The organism is Pseudomonas sp. SDO5591_S426 (assembly GCF_054070755.1).
Genome location: NZ_JBSVXD010000069.1, coordinates 1 through 14,755 on the forward strand (window position 1 = coordinate 1; position 14,755 = coordinate 14,755).

A 14,755-nucleotide genomic window follows, 5' to 3' on the forward strand; every position below is an offset into this window, starting at 1 on the left:
GATTTGAAGATCAAGATCAAAAGATCGCAGCCTTCGGCAGCTCCTACAGGGGATCGGGATCAGGGCTCGACCTGGTTCCACTGCTTGTTCAGGCGCTTGTCGGAAATCGGCACTTTGGTCCCCAATTGCTGGGCGAACAATGAAACCCGGTATTCCTCCAGCCACCAGCGATACAGCTCCAGTTGCGGATCGCGCTTGCCTTCCTGGGCGTGCTTGCTGGCGCGGGTCTGGTACTGCGCCCACAGGCCGGACAATTCACCACTCCAGACCCGGTCGCGCTGCACTTGGGCACCAATTTTTTCGAAGCGCTGCTCGATGGCCTTGAGATAGCGCGGCAGTTCCTTGAGCCACTGCATCGGCGTTTCCCGGACAAACCCCGGATACACCAGTTGGCTGAGTTGCTGCTTGATGTCGTTCAGGGCCACGGCTTGCGCCAGGTCGATCTTGCCCTTGAAGCGTTTTTGCAGACCGTGCCAGAGCTTGAGGATTTCCAGCGTCAGCTTGGCCACACGTTCGGCGTGTTCGGTCCAGCCGCCACGCTTGCGTTCGGCCAACGACGCCAACCCGGCACCGTCACGGGGCAACGGGTCTTCGCCTTCAAGAATGCAGCTGTCGAGGCTGGCCAGCAGAATGTCTTCCACCAGCGCATCAACGCGGCCCATGTCGCGGTACAGCAGGCCCAGCTCGGTCAGGCCCGGCAACTTGCCGCGCAGGAACTTCGCCGATTCGGCCAGTTGCTGCATCAGCAGACGCTGCAAGGCACGGCGATGCTGGAATTCGGCTTCGGCCGGCGTCGAGAAACGCCCTTCCTTGACCGTACCGCCCTCTTCCGCCAGCGCCGGATACACCGTCATCGACAGCCCGGCGATCTTCTGCTGGGTTTTCTCAGCCACAGCGGCGAACACCTTCGGTTCCACCGGCTGCTGGCTTTTCGCGGTTTGCGGCACGGCCAATGCGGCTTGGCTCGCTTCGGCGAAACGCGCGGTCAGCTCGGCCAGATCACGGCCTTCGCCGAGGAACTTGCCCTGGGCATCGACGATTTCCAGGTTCATCCGCAGATGGCTTTCAACCTGCTGCGCCGCCTCGCTCCAGGCTTCGTCACTGACGCGCGCGCCAGTCATGCGCAGCAGCTCGCGGCCCAAGGCCTGAGGCAGCGAGCCCTCGGCAAAGGTCATGCGTTGCAGCGCGGCTTTGACGAAGTCCGGCACCGGCACGAAGTTCTTGCGCAAGGCCTTGGGCAGGTTGCGCACCAACGCAATGCACTTGGCTTCGATGACGCCCGGCACCAGCCATTCCAGACGCTCCGGCGGCAGCATCGGCAACAGCGGCGCCGGCACGCGCAGGGTCACGCCGTCGCGCGGGTGGTTCGGTTCGAAGTGATAACTCAGGGCCAATTCCAGATCACCGATGTGCAAGGTGTCCGGGTAATGCTGGGCGGTGACTTCACTGGCTTCGCGGGCCAGCACGTCTTCTTCGCGCATGATCAGCAGCTGCGGGTCTTTCTGGCTGTTGATCCGATACCAACTGTCGAAGGTTGCGGTCTGGTGAATCTCTGCTGGCAATCGTGCGTCGTAGAAGGCGTACAGGGTTTCTTCGTCGGCGAGAATATCGCGGCGACGGGCCTTGGCTTCCAGTTCGTCGAGCTGTTCCAGCAATTGCTTGTTGGCGGTCAGGCACTTGGCTTTGGACTGGATTTCGCCACGCACCAGCCCTTCGCGGATAAACAGCTCGCGGGACACCACCGGGTCGACCGGGCCGTAATGCACCGGCCGGCGACCGACCACGATCAACCCGAACAGGGTGATCTGTTCGAACGCCACGACCTGCCCGCGCTTCTTCTCCCAATGGGGTTCGAAGTGGTTTTTCTTGATCAGGTGCCCGGCCAGCGGCTCGATCCAGTCGGCATCGATTTTCGCCACCATGCGCGCGTAGAGCTTGGTGGTTTCCACCAGTTCAGCGGTCATCAACCATTGCGGACGCTTCTTGCCGATGCCCGACGATGGATGAATCCAGAAGCGCCGTTGACGTGCGCCGAGGTAGTCACCGTCTTCGGTTTTCTGGCCGATCTGGCTCAGCAGGCCGACCAGCACCGCTTTGTGCAGTTTCGGATAATCCGCCGGCTCTTTGTTGAGGCTCAGCTGCATGTCGCGGCAGATCAGGCTCAACTGGCGATGGGAATCGCGCCATTCACGCAGGCGCAGGTAGTTCAGGAAATTCTTGCGGCACCAGTTACGCAGCGGGCTGGCAGTCAGCGCCTGGCGCTGTTCTTCGAAACCGCGCCACAGATTGACCAGCCCGGCGAAGTCCGAGTCGGCATCTTTCCATTGTGCATGGGCTTGATCCGCCGCTTGCTGACGCTCCGGCGGACGCTCGCGCGGGTCCTGGATCGACATGGCGCTGGCGACGATCAGCACTTCCTGCAAGCTGCCGAGTTTCGCCGCTTCCAGCAGCATACGTCCCATGCGCGGGTCCACCGGCAAGCGCGCCAACTGGCGGCCGAGCGGCGTCAGCTGGCTGTTGCGATCCACCGCCGAGAGTTCTTGCAGCAGGTTGTAACCGTCGCTGATCGCTTTGCCGTCGGGCGGCTCGATGAACGGGAACGCGGTGACTTCGCCGAGGCGCAGATGCAGCATCTGCAAAATAACGGCGGCGAGGTTGGTACGGAGGATTTCCGGATCGGTGAATTCCGGACGCCCAAGAAAATCTTCTTCGCTGTAAAGGCGGATGCAGATACCCGGCTCGACCCGCCCGCATCGACCTTTACGCTGGTTGGCGCTCGCTTGGGAAACGGCTTCGATCGGCAGGCGCTGGACCTTGGCGCGATAGCTGTAGCGACTGATGCGCGCGGTGCCGCTGTCGATCACGTAGCGGATGCCCGGAACGGTCAGCGAGGTTTCCGCGACGTTGGTCGCCAGCACCACGCGACGGCCTGGGTGCGACTGGAAAATCCGCTGCTGCTCGGCCGGCGACAAGCGCGCGTACAACGGCAGGATTTCGGTGTGTTTGAGCTGTGCCTTGCGCAGCATGTCGGCCGCATCGCGAATCTCGCGCTCGCCTGGCAGGAACACCAGCACGTCTCCGGGACTGCGGCGTTCGCTGCGTTCATAGGCGGCGATTTCGTCGAGGGTGGCGAGGATCGCCTGATCTACGGTCAAGTCGTCCTCGACCCGGTTGCCCTCTTCGTCCTGCTCAAGCGTCAGCGGGCGATACCAGGTGTCCACCGGGAAGGTGCGACCGGAGACTTCGACAATCGGCGCATCGTCGAAATGCTTGGAGAAGCGTTCCAGATCGATGGTCGCCGAGGTGATGATGACTTTCAGGTCCGGGCGACGCGGCAGCAGGGTTTTCAGGTAGCCGAGCAGGAAGTCGATATTGAGGCTGCGTTCGTGGGCTTCGTCGACGATGATCGTGTCGTAGCGTTCCAGATACCGGTCGTTCTGGGTTTCCGCCAGCAGGATGCCGTCGGTCATCAACTTGATCAGTGTGTTGGAATCACTCTGGTCCTCGAACCGCACTTGATAACCGACCAATGCGCCCAACGGCGTACCGAGTTCTTCAGCGACCCGGGCAGCCACGCTGCGTGCAGCGATCCGCCGTGGCTGGGTGTGGCCGATCAGACCATGCTGGCCGCGACCGATTTCCAGGCAGATCTTCGGCAACTGGGTGGTTTTACCCGAGCCGGTTTCGCCGGCGATGATCAGCACCTGATGCTTTTCCAGCGCCTTCTTTATTTCGTCGCGCTTGGCGGCGATCGGCAGGCTATCGTCGTAACGAATCACCGGCAGGCTGGCCTTGCGCGCCAGCACCTGATCGCAGGACGCCTGCATGCGCGCCACCCACTGGGCCAGTTTGGCCTCGTCGGGTTTCTTGCGCAGCTCAAGCAACTGCCGCCGCAGCCGGTGGCGGTCGGCAAGCATGGCGTGATCGAGGTTTTTCAGCAGTTTGTCGATGGAGGGCGATTCGTCGGTCATCGGGTACGCAATTCAGTCGTCTAGTGGCGCAGGGTGCGGATTGTCGCAGATTTGCCATGGATTGGCTGTTTCTCCTGTAGGAGCTGTCGAGTGAAACGAGGCTGCGATCTTTTGATTTCAAGATCAAAAGATCGCAGCCTTCGGCAGCTCCTACAGGGTCAGTTTTCGGCGCTTTTGCGCCGATACGGAAACACATCAATCACCTTCCCCGCCCGAATCGCTTCCTGCAGGCTCTTCCAGTAATCGGCGTTGTACAACTCGCCATGCAACTGATCGAACAGCTTGCGCTGGCCGGAATCGGCAAACAGGAACGGCGGAAATTCTTCCGGGAACACATCCAGCGGTCCGATCGAGTACCAAGGCTCGGAAGCCATTTCGTCTTCCGGGGTGCGCGGTTGCGGGATGTGGCGGAAGTTGGCTTCGGTGAGGAAGCAGATCTCGTCGTAGTCGTAGAACACCACGCGACCGTGACGGGTGACGCCGAAGTTCTTCAGCAGCATGTCGCCGGGAAAAATGTTGGCCGCCGCCAGTTGCTTGATCGCCAGGCCGTAATCTTCAAGGGCTTCGCGCACCTGCGCTTCGTTGGCGTTTTCCAGGTACAGGTTCAGCGGCGTCATTCGGCGCTCGGTCCAGCAGTGGCGGATCAGTACCGTGTCGCCTTCAACCGACACCGTGGACGGCGCGACTTCCAGCAGCTCTTCCAGACACGCCGGATCGAACTTGCTCAGCGGAAAACGGAAGTCGGCGAACTCCTGGGTATCGGCCATGCGCCCGACGCGGTCGACGCTTTTCACCAAACGGTATTTCTCGATCACCGTCGCGCGGTCGACGTTTTTCGACGGCGAGAAACGGTCCTTGATGATTTTGAATACGGTGTTGAAACCCGGCAGGGTAAACACGCTCATGACCATGCCTCGCACGCCGGGGGCCATGATGAACTGGTCGTCGGTATTGGCCAGGTGATTGATCAGCGCCCGGTAGAACTCGGACTTGCCATGCTTGTAGAAGCCGATCGAGGTGTACAGCTCGGCGATGTGCTTGCCCGGCAGGATGCGTTTGAGGAAACCGATGAACTCCGCCGGCACCGGCACATCCACCATGAAATACGAACGGGTGAACGAGAAGATGATCGACACGTCCGCCTCGTCGGTGATCAGTGCATCGATCTGGATGCCGCGACCTTCGAGGTGCAGCAGTGGAATCGCCAGCGGCCATTGTTCATCGGCGGTGTAGATGCGGCCCACCAGGTACGCGCCCTTGTTGCGGTACAGCACCGAAGAAAACAGCTCGACGCTCAGCTCCGGGTCCTTGCACACCCAATCCGGAAGGTTCTCGCGCAGTTGCGCTTCGAGACGCTTCAAGTCGCCGGGCAGGTCGGCGTATTCCTCGCTGAAGCGGTAGTCGGCAAAGATGCTCGCGAGCATGCCGGACAACTGGCCTTGGGGTTTGTAGGTGCGGGTTTGTGCAGCGCGGGCCCGGCGCAGGCTCGGCCGGGTGGTGTGGATGAACATGCAGCCGTCGCTGATCAGGTCATGGCTGAACAGCCCGCAGAAGATCGAGTTGTACCAGGTCTCGGACAGTTCATCGTCGAAGCGCAGGTCGATCAGGCTGATGTAGGCGCTTTTGACCAGCGGCCAGCAGCTAACGTCCAGCGTGTCGGTATCGAACGCGGTGCGCAGGCGCTCCACGGTTTCACTGACTTTTTCTTCGTACAGATTGATCCGCGCCGCCGACGCCGATTGCGTCTCCTGCCACTTGGCCTGTTCGAAACGCGCCCGGGCGCCGTCGGTGATCTGGCGAAAATGCTCGCGGTAATCGTCAAAGCCATCGAGGATCAAGCGGGCGATGTCGGCGGCTGGCCATTGCTGCGGCATGGTGAGACCTCTGCGGGAATTCGTGAGCCCTGAGCTTAGCCAGTGAAGCGGGTGCAGGAGAAGTGTAATTTTGCGGGCGCCGCGCCATCGACACCCTGGAGAGTTCAATGCTCGTTTTTCGGTTGCCATCATTCAGGCGCTCGGCAACACTCTCGCTCCCATCAAGGAAGGAAACGCGCTGTGAACCCCGTCGATATTTTCCGTTTACTGTCCCTGGCGGCCATTTGGGGTGCGAGTTTCCTGTTCATGCGCATCATCGCCCCGGTGATTGGCAGCATTCCCACAGCTTTTTTCCGCGTATCGATTGCCGCTGCCGGACTGCTGGTGATTCTTGGGCTGATGCGCATCAGTTGGGATTTCAAGGGCAAACTGAAAACCGTGATGCTGCTCGGGGTGATCAACTCCGGGATTCCGGCGACGCTCTATTCGGTCGCCGCGCAGGTGCTGCCCGCTGGTTATTCATCGATTTTCAATGCCACGACACCTTTGATGGGCGTGCTAATTGGCGGTCTGTTTTTCCATGAAAGGCTCACCGGCGCCAAGCTCGGTGGTGTGTTCCTCGGGCTGTTCGGCGTGGGCGTGCTGACCCGTGCCGGGCCGGTGGCGTTCGACATGGAACTGCTGATGGGTGCCGTCGCCTGCCTGCTCGCGACCACCTGCTACGGGTTTGCGGGTTTTCTGGCCCGCCGCTGGCTCGATCAGGCCGGTGGTCTGGACAGCCGTTTGTCGGCACTGGGCAGCATGCTCGGCGCGACGTTGTTCCTGATGCCGCTGTTCGGCTACAGCGTGATCAGCCAGCCACCGGCGAGCTGGGGCGGCTGGAGCGTGTGGCTGTCGTTGCTGGGGTTGGGACTGGGCTGCACGGCGTTTGCGTACATCATTTACTTCCGGCTGCTGAGCTCGATTGGCCCGGTGAAATCGATGACCACGACCTTCTTGATCCCGCTGTTCGGGGTGTTATGGGGAGGGCTGTTTCTCGATGAACCGCTGTCGATGGCGCACGTCTATGGCGGGGTGTTGATTGCGGTGGCGCTGTGGTTGGTGTTGAAGCCTGCGGTGTTGAAGGTGACAGAGGTAACTGCCAAGTAGTTCGGTGGTGTTGCTAATGACGCTATCGCTGGCAAGCCAGCTCCCACAGGGTTCGGTATTGTACGCAAAACATATGTACGACACCCATCACTGTGGGAGCTGGCTTGCCAGCGATGGCGTCAGTTCAGGCACTACAAGGCTGAAGCACTGACCTCCCCATCCACCAACCGCCGAATCCCCAGCGGATTGGCGTTCTGCAACGCCTCCGGCAGCAACCCATCCGGGTAATTCTGGAAACACACCGGCCGCAAGAAACGATCGATCGCCAAAGTGCCAACGGATGTGCCGCGAGAATCCGACGTCGCCGGATACGGTCCGCCATGCACCATCGCCTCACACACCTCGACCCCGGTCGGATAGCCGTTGAGCAGAATCCGCCCGACTTTCTCTTGCAGCATTTCCGCCAGCCAGCGGTATTCCAGCAACTCTTCGGCCTCGCCAATCAGCGTCGCCGTCAACTGCCCGCGCAGGCCATGCAGCGCCGCCGCCAACTGCGCGCGATCTTCAACCTCGATGACGATGGTGGTCGGCCCGAACACTTCCTCCTGCAACAACTCATCGCCCTTGAGCAACAGGCTGACATCGGCCTTGAACACTTGCGGCTGCGCCTGATTGCCCTGCTGCGGCTTGCCCGCCAAATGAGTCAGCCCCGGATGTTCGTGCAACTCACCCAGGCCTCGGCTGTAGCTGGCCAATGCGCCGACGTTGAGCATGGTTTGCGGCGGTTGCTGGTTCATGCTCGCGCAGAAGGTTTCCAGGAACGTGCTGAACTGCGGCGAACGCAAACCGATGACCAGCCCGGGATTGGTACAGAACTGACCGCAACCCAACGTCACCGAACCGGCCAGTTGCGCCGCGATCTGCTCGCCGCGCACCGCCAGGGCTTCAGGCAACAGGAACACCGGGTTGATGCTCGACATCTCGGCAAACACCGGGATGGGTTGTGGCCGGGTCGCGGCCATGTGGCTCAAGGCATTGCCGCCCTTGAGGGAACCGGTGAATCCGACCGCTTGAATCGCCGGATGCTTGACCAGCCATTCGCCGACGCCGCCGCCATAAATCATGTTGAACACACCCGCCGGCATTTCCGTGCGTTCGGCGGCGCGGATGATCGCGTCCGCCACCCACTCGGCGGTCGCCATGTGCCCGCTGTGCGCCTTGAATACCACCGGGCAACCGGCGGCCAGTGCCGAGGCGGTATCGCCACCAGCGGTGGAAAATGCCAACGGAAAGTTGCTGGCACCGAACACCGCGACCGGCCCGAGGGCGATACGGTACTGACGCAGATCAGGGCGTGGCAACGGCTGACGATCCGGCAATGCCCGGTCGATGCGCGCGCCATAGAAATCACCGCGACGCAGCACCTTGGCGAACAGGCGTAACTGGCCGCTGGTGCGACCGCGCTCACCTTGAATACGCCCGGCAGGCAACGCGGTTTCGCGGCATACGGTGGCGACGAAATCATCGCCTAGCGCATCGATTTCATCGGCGATGGCATCGAGGAAGGTTGCGCGCTTTTCAGCGCTCAAGTTTCGGTAGATCGGGTAAGCGGCGGCAGCGGCTTTCGCGGCGGTATCCACTTCGGCTTCCGATGCCTGGACGAAAGTCCCCGGCAATGGCTCACCTGTGGTCGCGTCGATGCTTTGCAGGCGCAGCGTGCCATTGGCGCTGCGGCGACCGCCGATGTAGTTGTGTCCAAGTAACATGGTCATGAGTGATTCCTTGACCGGCCAGCAGCGCCGGTGATTGAAGACCTAAAGCGTGCGCACCTGACCGATAGCCAACGGCTGGGCACTTTCGCCGATGCCGTTGACCAACGGCGCGCCGAACTCATCGAGACTGATCTGGAAGCGATCCCCCGGCTGGGTCTTCACGCCATCGGCAAAAGACAGCGTCGCGGTGCCGAAGTAATGCACGTGAACATCACCGGGACGCAAAAACTGCGCGTATTTGAAGTGGTGAAATTCGAGGTTGGCCAGGCTATGGCACATGTTGTCTTCACCGCTGAGAAATTCCTTTTCCCAAATCGTTTCGCCATTGCGTTTGATGCGGCTGGTGCCGACCAGATGCTTGGGTAGCTCTCCGACGCGCAGCTCCGGACCGTAGGAGCAACTGCGCAGTTTCGAATGGGCGAGGTACAGGTAGTTGCGCCGTTCCATCACATGGTCGGAGAACTCATTGCCCAATGCATAACCGACGCGGTACGGCTGGCCGTCGTCGCCAATCACGTAGAGGCCGGTCAGCTCAGGTTCTTCACCGGCGTCTTCGGCAAATGGCGGCACCGGGAAGTCCGCACCGGGGCGCACGACGATGCTGCCATCGCCCTTGTAGAACCATTCCGGTTGCGCGCCGACCTGCCCGGCCGCTGGTTTTCCGCCCTCAAGGCCCCATTTGAATATGCGCATGGTGTCGGTCATGCCGGCTTCGACTTCACCGTCATGCTGGTGCATTTTGTCTCGTGCCGAGGCGCTGCCCAGATGAGTCAGGCCGGTGCCGCTGATCAGGCAATGGGCCGGGTCTTCATGGTCCAGCGGCGGCAGGACCTTGCCCTGCTGCAGCAGCGTCGCGTAATCCGGTCCCGGTTCGGTGCCGCGCAAGGCGACTTCCTCTTGCAGATTGCGTTGCGCACGAATCGCCGCGAGTGCCAGTTCGCGGGTGCTGCGGGTATCGCGCACCAGCAGAATCTGCGCCCCGGCGACCAGGCCGACCTGACGCTCGCCCTCAGTGTTTTCAAATTGAATCAGGTGCATGGTGTGCCTCCAATCAGTCAACCGAACGCCGCCCGAAAGCGGCGCTTGAAGGTCATTCGATGATGTTGAAATCGCTCAGGTACTCATCGGAGATTTCCAGGCCCAGGCCCGGTTTGTTGTCGTCGAGCTGGATGTAGCCGTTGACCGGTTGTGGCTCGCCCTTGAACACGTAGTAGAAGAGTTCGTTGCCGACTTCGACATCGAACACCGGGAAGAACTCGGCCATCGGCGAAGCGGTGGTGGACATGGTCAGATGATAGTTGTGCATCTGCCCGGCATGAGGAATCACCGGCACCGACCAGGCTTCGGCCATGGCGTTGATCTTGCGCGCGGCGGTGATGCCGCCGACGCGGTTGGTGTCGTACTGGATGACGTCGACAGCGCGGCGTTCCAGCAGGTCCTTGAAGCCGTATGAGGTGAACTCATGCTCGCCGCCAGAGATCGGCATGATCCCCATTTTTTTCAGTTCGATGTAGCCCTCGATGTCGTCGGCGATCACCGGTTCTTCGAGCCAGCGCGGCTCGAACTCGGCCAGTTTCGGCAACATGCGGCGCGCATATTCCAGGGTCCAGCCCATGTAGCATTCGAGCATGATGTCGACGTCAGGGCCGGCCAGTTCACGCAAGGCACGTACTTGTTCGATGTTGCGGCGCATGCCTGCCGGGCCGTCTTTCGGGCCGTAGCCGAAGCGCATTTTCAGCGCGGTAAAACCCTGGTTCAGATAGCCCTGGGCTTCTTCGAGGAACAGGTCGAGATTGTCGTTGGCGTAGAGCTTGGACGCGTAGGTCCAGATCTTTTCCTTGGTGCGCCCGCCGAGCAGTTTGAATACCGGCTTGTTCACCGCTTTGCCCATGATGTCCCAGATGGCGATGTCGATCGCCGAGATCGCCGCCATGCCGATGCCTTTGCGGCCCCAGGCGTGGCTCTGGCGGTACATCTTCTGCCAGATGTATTCGTTGTCGAACGGGTCTTCGCCAATGGCGATCGGTGCCAGGTAAGTGTCGATGATTTCCTTGGCCACACGCGGCGCCAGGGCGCAGTTACCGATGCCGACAAGACCGGTATCAGTCTCGACTTCCACCACCAGCCAACCGTGGAAACGGAACGAACCCATGGCGTCACCGCGCTCGAACAGGATGTCGCTGGCGTTGGTGCAGAAGTGCGCTTGAGGTGGAACGACTTTGCCTTTCCACTCGAAAACGCGGGTACGGATCGCTTTGATTTTCATGAATACAGTTCCTTGGGCTGCCGGATTCTTGTAGTTGTCGGTCGTGTGCGCAGAGCTTTTTTCAGATGGGCTCCTGCATTCGATGGACCGACTTTAGCCAGCGCCCGGGGGCTGCGGATAATCACTTATGCACATCCGTCGATAACCTGGGGTGATAGCAAAAACAGGTTATTGAGTGGATAACGTTATCGGCCAAACACAAATAACTGTGGGAGCGGGCTTGCCCGCGATGGCGGTCTGACAGTCACTATCAAGGTGTCTGTGCTGACGCTATCGCGGGCAAGCCCGCTCCCACAGGGGATTTATGCTGCTTTGGAAATCCGGGTTCAGTGCCGGTTGCTTCCCATACGGCAAGCAATCTCGAACGCCTGACGCGTCGCGCCGACGTTCGCCTTGCCCTGCCCTGCGATGTCGAATGCGGTGCCGTGGGCCGGGGTGGTGATCGGGATCGGCAAGCCGCCCTGTACCGTCACGCCACGAGAGAAGCCCATCAGTTTGATCGCGATCTGGCCCTGGTCGTGATACATGGTGACGACCGCGTCAAAGGCACTGGCATCGCCCTGGACCTTGAGGAAAATCGTGTCTCCCGGATACGGGCCTTCCGCAGCAATTCCCAACGCCTGCGCAGAGCGTACAGCCGGGCCGATGATGTCCAGCTCTTCGCGGCCGAACGAGCCGTTGTCACCGTTGTGCGGGTTCAAGCCGCAGACGCCAATGCGCGGTTTCTCCAGGCCGTTGCGCTTGAGCGCTGTATCGATCAGTTGTATCGCTTCCACCACCCGCTGCTGACTGAGCAGGCCCGAGACTTCGGCCAGCGCTACGTGGGACGTCACTCGGGAAGTCCACAAATTGTCGAGCACATTGAATTCGCAGAACGGTCCGTGGAAACCCAGCAGCTCGGCGAACCAGTGCAACTCGTCGTTATGCGCCATGCCGGCCATGTGCAACGAGGTCTTGTTCAGCGGTCCGAACAGGATCGCGTCGGTGGTCCCCGCTTCGGTCAGGCGCAAGGCCTTTTCCAAAGTATCGAGGCTGTATCGACCACCAATCACACTGGCTTCGCTGCGCGGGAATTCACCAACGGTGTCACCACGAAAGTCATAGAACAGCGGCGTGTCATCGACAAACTCCAACTGCTCCAGCGACTCCACGCGCCGATAAGGAAATTCGGTGCCGGCGATGCGCATGCCGCGACGCATTTCCGCCTCGTCGGCAATCAGGATCACGTTGGCCTTGTTGCGCACTTCAGGCTCGGCGAGCAGACGTGCGATCAACTCAGGACCGATGCCCGCCGGGTCACCAAGAACCATGGCGATGGTGGATTTTTTCATGCTTCACTCCTCAAGGGTTCAGGCCACGCCCGGTCAATGGCGCAAGGCTCGCAGCGATAAACGCGCTGCGCATTGCTGTAGAACAGTCGCTCCTGATCGGCCAACGGCAGATCGGCGACGATGGATTTGAAACCGCTGTAGATGTCATCGAACGAGCCGCACAGGCTGTCCACCGGAAAGTTACTGGCAAACATCGCCCGGTCGGCTCCGAACATGGCGATCACTTCACGCACGATCCAGGCATTGTCTTTGGCGCGCCAGCGTTGGCCGCCCTGCCCCAGGCCGGAAATCTTCACCTGCACGTTCGGCCACTGGGCCAGCCGCGCCATCGCCAGGCGCCAACCGGCAAGTCCTTCGCCGCTGCGGTCGTTGGGCAACCCGGCGTGGTTGAGAATCAGAGTGATGCCGGGAAAATCCCGGGCCAACCGTTCGGCTTCGTGCAGGTTCCACCAGGGTGTCTGCAAATCGAAATGCAGACCCAAACCTTCAAGTGCGGCGTAATTGCGGCGCCAATGCTCGTCGCTCATCAGGCTGCGCAGGCGCCCGACCTGCTCCGGCGCGGTCGGGCCGCCGGGCTTGTGGCGAACACTGCGTACGCACTTGAAACTGGCCTGTTCGGTCAGCACATCGATAGCGTCCGGATGATCGAGCCAGGCTTGCGCGACGATTGCATTCGGCACGCCATAACGGGCGGCCAGTTGCTCGATGAAACGGGTTTCGCCAATCGGGTCCTGCGGGTTCCATTCGGTCTCGACGTACACCGTTTGCACGACGTTGTGCGAACCTGCATCGGCGAAGTAATCCTCGGGAAAATAGCGGCGCTTGATCGCGCTGTAGTCACCGTAGCGAAACGGGATATTGGCTTCGGGAGCGAGCCACGGGTGATCGTTGAGGATCGGGTCCCAGAAATGATGATGGGCGTCGATGATCGGGCCGTTCCATAACGGATTAGTCATGGCGCACCTCATCCAGACTGATAAACAACGTCGCCAGCACGAACACCGCCGAGCACGCTGCGAAGAACCCCAGCACCGGGGCAAAACCACCGGACATTTGCAGGATCACGCCCACCAGGATCGGCACCGCGATGCCGCCGATGCTGCCGGCCATGTTCATTACACCGCCGATCAAACCGACCCGCGCCGGTGCTGCCAGCAGCGCCGGGAAACTCCAGTAGAGGCTGCCCCACATCAGGAAAAACGCGGTCATGGCCAACAACGCCACTGCCGCAAAAGGATTGCTCAGGGTCGGCAGTAACAGGAACGCGCCGAGCGCTACCAGACCGGAAAACGCCAGCAGGCTCTTGACCGCCACTGCGCGACTCACGCCTTTGCGGATCAAGCCGTCGCAAAGGAAACCACCGGTCAACGAACCCAGCGCACCGCAGACGAAAATCACAAATGTCGCCGCGCCAATGCCCTTGATATCAAACCCGCGAGCCTGGGACAGATAGCTCGGCCCCCAGGTCAGCAGACCGAAATACACCATCGCCCAACTGGCCCGGCCGATCAGCAAACCGCTCAGGGAACGGGCAGCGATGCCCAAGCCTTTGACCGGTGCACGTGCGGCTTCGGCGGCGGGTGTGGCGCGTCCGGCGTTGATTTTCGCAAGCTCCGGTTCATTGACTTGCGGATGGCTGGCCGGGTCATCACGCAGATAACGCCGCGCCAGCCACGCCAACACCAGAGTCGCGATACCGGCAATGACAAAAGCCAACCGCCAGGAGTCCAGAGACGCAATCAAGTAGGCAATGATCAACCCGCCCAGCGCCACACCGAGCGGGCTGCCGCTGTCCATCAGCACCGCGCCGCGACTGCGTTCGCCGGGCGCGAGCCACAGGGAGATCAGCTTGCCGCCCGACGGGAACAACGGTGCTTCGGCGGCGCCCAACGCAACCCGCGCAAACAGCAATGACAAGCCGCCGGTGGCAAACGCCGCCAACACCTGGAAAGTGCCCCACAACCCGGTGGACCAACTGATGACGCGGTGCGGACCGAAACGGTCGATCATCCAGCCGCCAGGAATCTGCAACAACGCGTAGGCCCAGAAAAAGCTGCTGAGGATCAGGCCCTGCATGCTCGGTGACAGCGAGAATTCATTGGCGATGGTCGGCATCGCGATGGACAGCGACACCCGGTCGATCAGGTTGACCATGGTCAGCGCGAAAATGATCGCGAAGATCCGCCAGCGAACATTGCTGGCCTTGGCGGTTGCAGCCAGCGGTTTCGCCGCCGCTGCGGACGGAGCGTCTGCGCCGGGCAGATGCAGGGAAGCACTGGGACGAGCCATGGTGCGTACCTCGTTTTATTATTTTTGTGGAGACTGCAGCGCCACTTCATTGCGGCGGTTTGTGAGCACTATCGAAGGCTCAGCGATAACCGTCTAATCAAAACTTGAAATCGGGTGATAGCCACGGGTTATGTCATGCCCTGCTTTCAACGAGCTTTCAACGTCGGCACGCACCACTCTGTAGGAGTGAGCCGGCTCGCGATGGTTTGAAACGAAAACGTGT

The 14,755-nt window shown here is 60.9% G+C and carries 9 protein-coding genes; 1 reads left to right on the plus strand and 8 read right to left on the minus strand.

From position 1 onward, the window contains the following. Positions 1-59 precede the first annotated feature (59 nt). Both hrpA and aceK read right to left on the minus strand, forming a co-directional pair. Positions 60-3,971: an ATP-dependent RNA helicase HrpA gene (gene hrpA, locus ACW9JC_RS15490; protein WP_457455852.1), complete on the minus strand. Its 3,912-nt coding sequence runs from the start codon at positions 3,969-3,971 to the stop codon at positions 60-62. Between the two features lie 158 nt (positions 3,972-4,129). Next, positions 4,130-5,845: a bifunctional isocitrate dehydrogenase kinase/phosphatase gene (gene aceK / locus ACW9JC_RS15495; RefSeq protein WP_457455854.1), complete on the minus strand. Its 1,716-nt coding sequence runs from the start codon at positions 5,843-5,845 to the stop codon at positions 4,130-4,132. A gap of 180 nt (positions 5,846-6,025) precedes the next feature. On the opposite strand from aceK, the gene ACW9JC_RS15500 reads away from it, so the two are divergent. Further along, positions 6,026-6,934 (plus strand): DMT family transporter, encoded by a 909-nt coding sequence (locus ACW9JC_RS15500; RefSeq protein ID WP_457455856.1) that lies wholly within the window; start codon positions 6,026-6,028, stop codon positions 6,932-6,934. 131 nt (positions 6,935-7,065) lie between these two features. On the opposite strand, the gene ACW9JC_RS15505 is transcribed toward ACW9JC_RS15500, so the two are convergent. The 6 genes from ACW9JC_RS15505 to ACW9JC_RS15530 all read right to left on the minus strand — a co-directional run bounded on the left by ACW9JC_RS15505 (position 7,066) and on the right by ACW9JC_RS15530 (position 14,532). Continuing rightward, positions 7,066-8,646: an aldehyde dehydrogenase (NADP(+)) gene (locus tag ACW9JC_RS15505; protein WP_457455858.1), complete on the minus strand. Its 1,581-nt coding sequence runs from the start codon at positions 8,644-8,646 to the stop codon at positions 7,066-7,068. 42 nt (positions 8,647-8,688) lie between these two features. After that, positions 8,689-9,684 carry an AraD1 family protein gene (araD1, locus tag ACW9JC_RS15510; RefSeq protein WP_457455860.1) on the minus strand — a complete coding sequence of 332 codons (996 nt, stop codon included), beginning with the start codon at positions 9,682-9,684 and terminating at the stop codon, positions 8,689-8,691. Between the two features lie 52 nt (positions 9,685-9,736). Beyond that, complete coding sequence (locus ACW9JC_RS15515) at positions 9,737-10,912, minus strand: L-rhamnonate dehydratase (RefSeq protein WP_007972458.1); 1,176 nt, start codon at positions 10,910-10,912, stop codon at positions 9,737-9,739. A gap of 326 nt (positions 10,913-11,238) precedes the next feature. Beyond that, on the minus strand, positions 11,239-12,243 hold the full coding sequence (locus tag ACW9JC_RS15520; protein WP_457455863.1) for a 4-hydroxythreonine-4-phosphate dehydrogenase PdxA: 1,005 nt from the start codon (positions 12,241-12,243) through the stop codon (positions 11,239-11,241). After that, positions 12,240-13,199, minus strand: coding sequence for an amidohydrolase family protein (locus tag ACW9JC_RS15525; protein ID WP_457455865.1), 960 nt, complete (start codon positions 13,197-13,199; stop codon positions 12,240-12,242). The genes ACW9JC_RS15520 and ACW9JC_RS15525 overlap by 4 nt, the downstream gene beginning before the upstream one ends. After that, positions 13,192-14,532, minus strand: a complete 1,341-nt coding sequence (locus ACW9JC_RS15530; protein ID WP_457455867.1) for an MFS transporter — start codon at positions 14,530-14,532, stop codon at positions 13,192-13,194. Before ACW9JC_RS15530 ends, ACW9JC_RS15525 begins: the two co-directional genes overlap by 8 nt. Positions 14,533-14,755: the final 223 nt, after the last annotated feature.

Excerpts from the sequence above, each read along its gene's own strand:
- hrpA (WP_457455852.1), bottom strand. The coding sequence starts at position 3,971 with ATGACCGACGAATCGCCCTCCATCGACAAACTGCTGAAAAACCTCGAT.
- aceK (WP_457455854.1), bottom strand. The coding sequence starts at position 5,845 with ATGCCGCAGCAATGGCCAGCCGCCGACATCGCCCGCTTGATCCTCGAT.
- ACW9JC_RS15505 (WP_457455858.1), bottom strand. The coding sequence starts at position 8,646 with ATGACCATGTTACTTGGACACAACTACATCGGCGGTCGCCGCAGCGCC.
- araD1 (WP_457455860.1), bottom strand. The coding sequence starts at position 9,684 with ATGCACCTGATTCAATTTGAAAACACTGAGGGCGAGCGTCAGGTCGGC.
- ACW9JC_RS15515 (WP_007972458.1), bottom strand. The coding sequence starts at position 10,912 with ATGAAAATCAAAGCGATCCGTACCCGCGTTTTCGAGTGGAAAGGCAAA.
- ACW9JC_RS15520 (WP_457455863.1), bottom strand. The coding sequence starts at position 12,243 with ATGAAAAAATCCACCATCGCCATGGTTCTTGGTGACCCGGCGGGCATC.
- ACW9JC_RS15525 (WP_457455865.1), bottom strand. The coding sequence starts at position 13,199 with ATGACTAATCCGTTATGGAACGGCCCGATCATCGACGCCCATCATCAT.
- ACW9JC_RS15530 (WP_457455867.1), bottom strand. The coding sequence starts at position 14,532 with ATGGCTCGTCCCAGTGCTTCCCTGCATCTGCCCGGCGCAGACGCTCCG.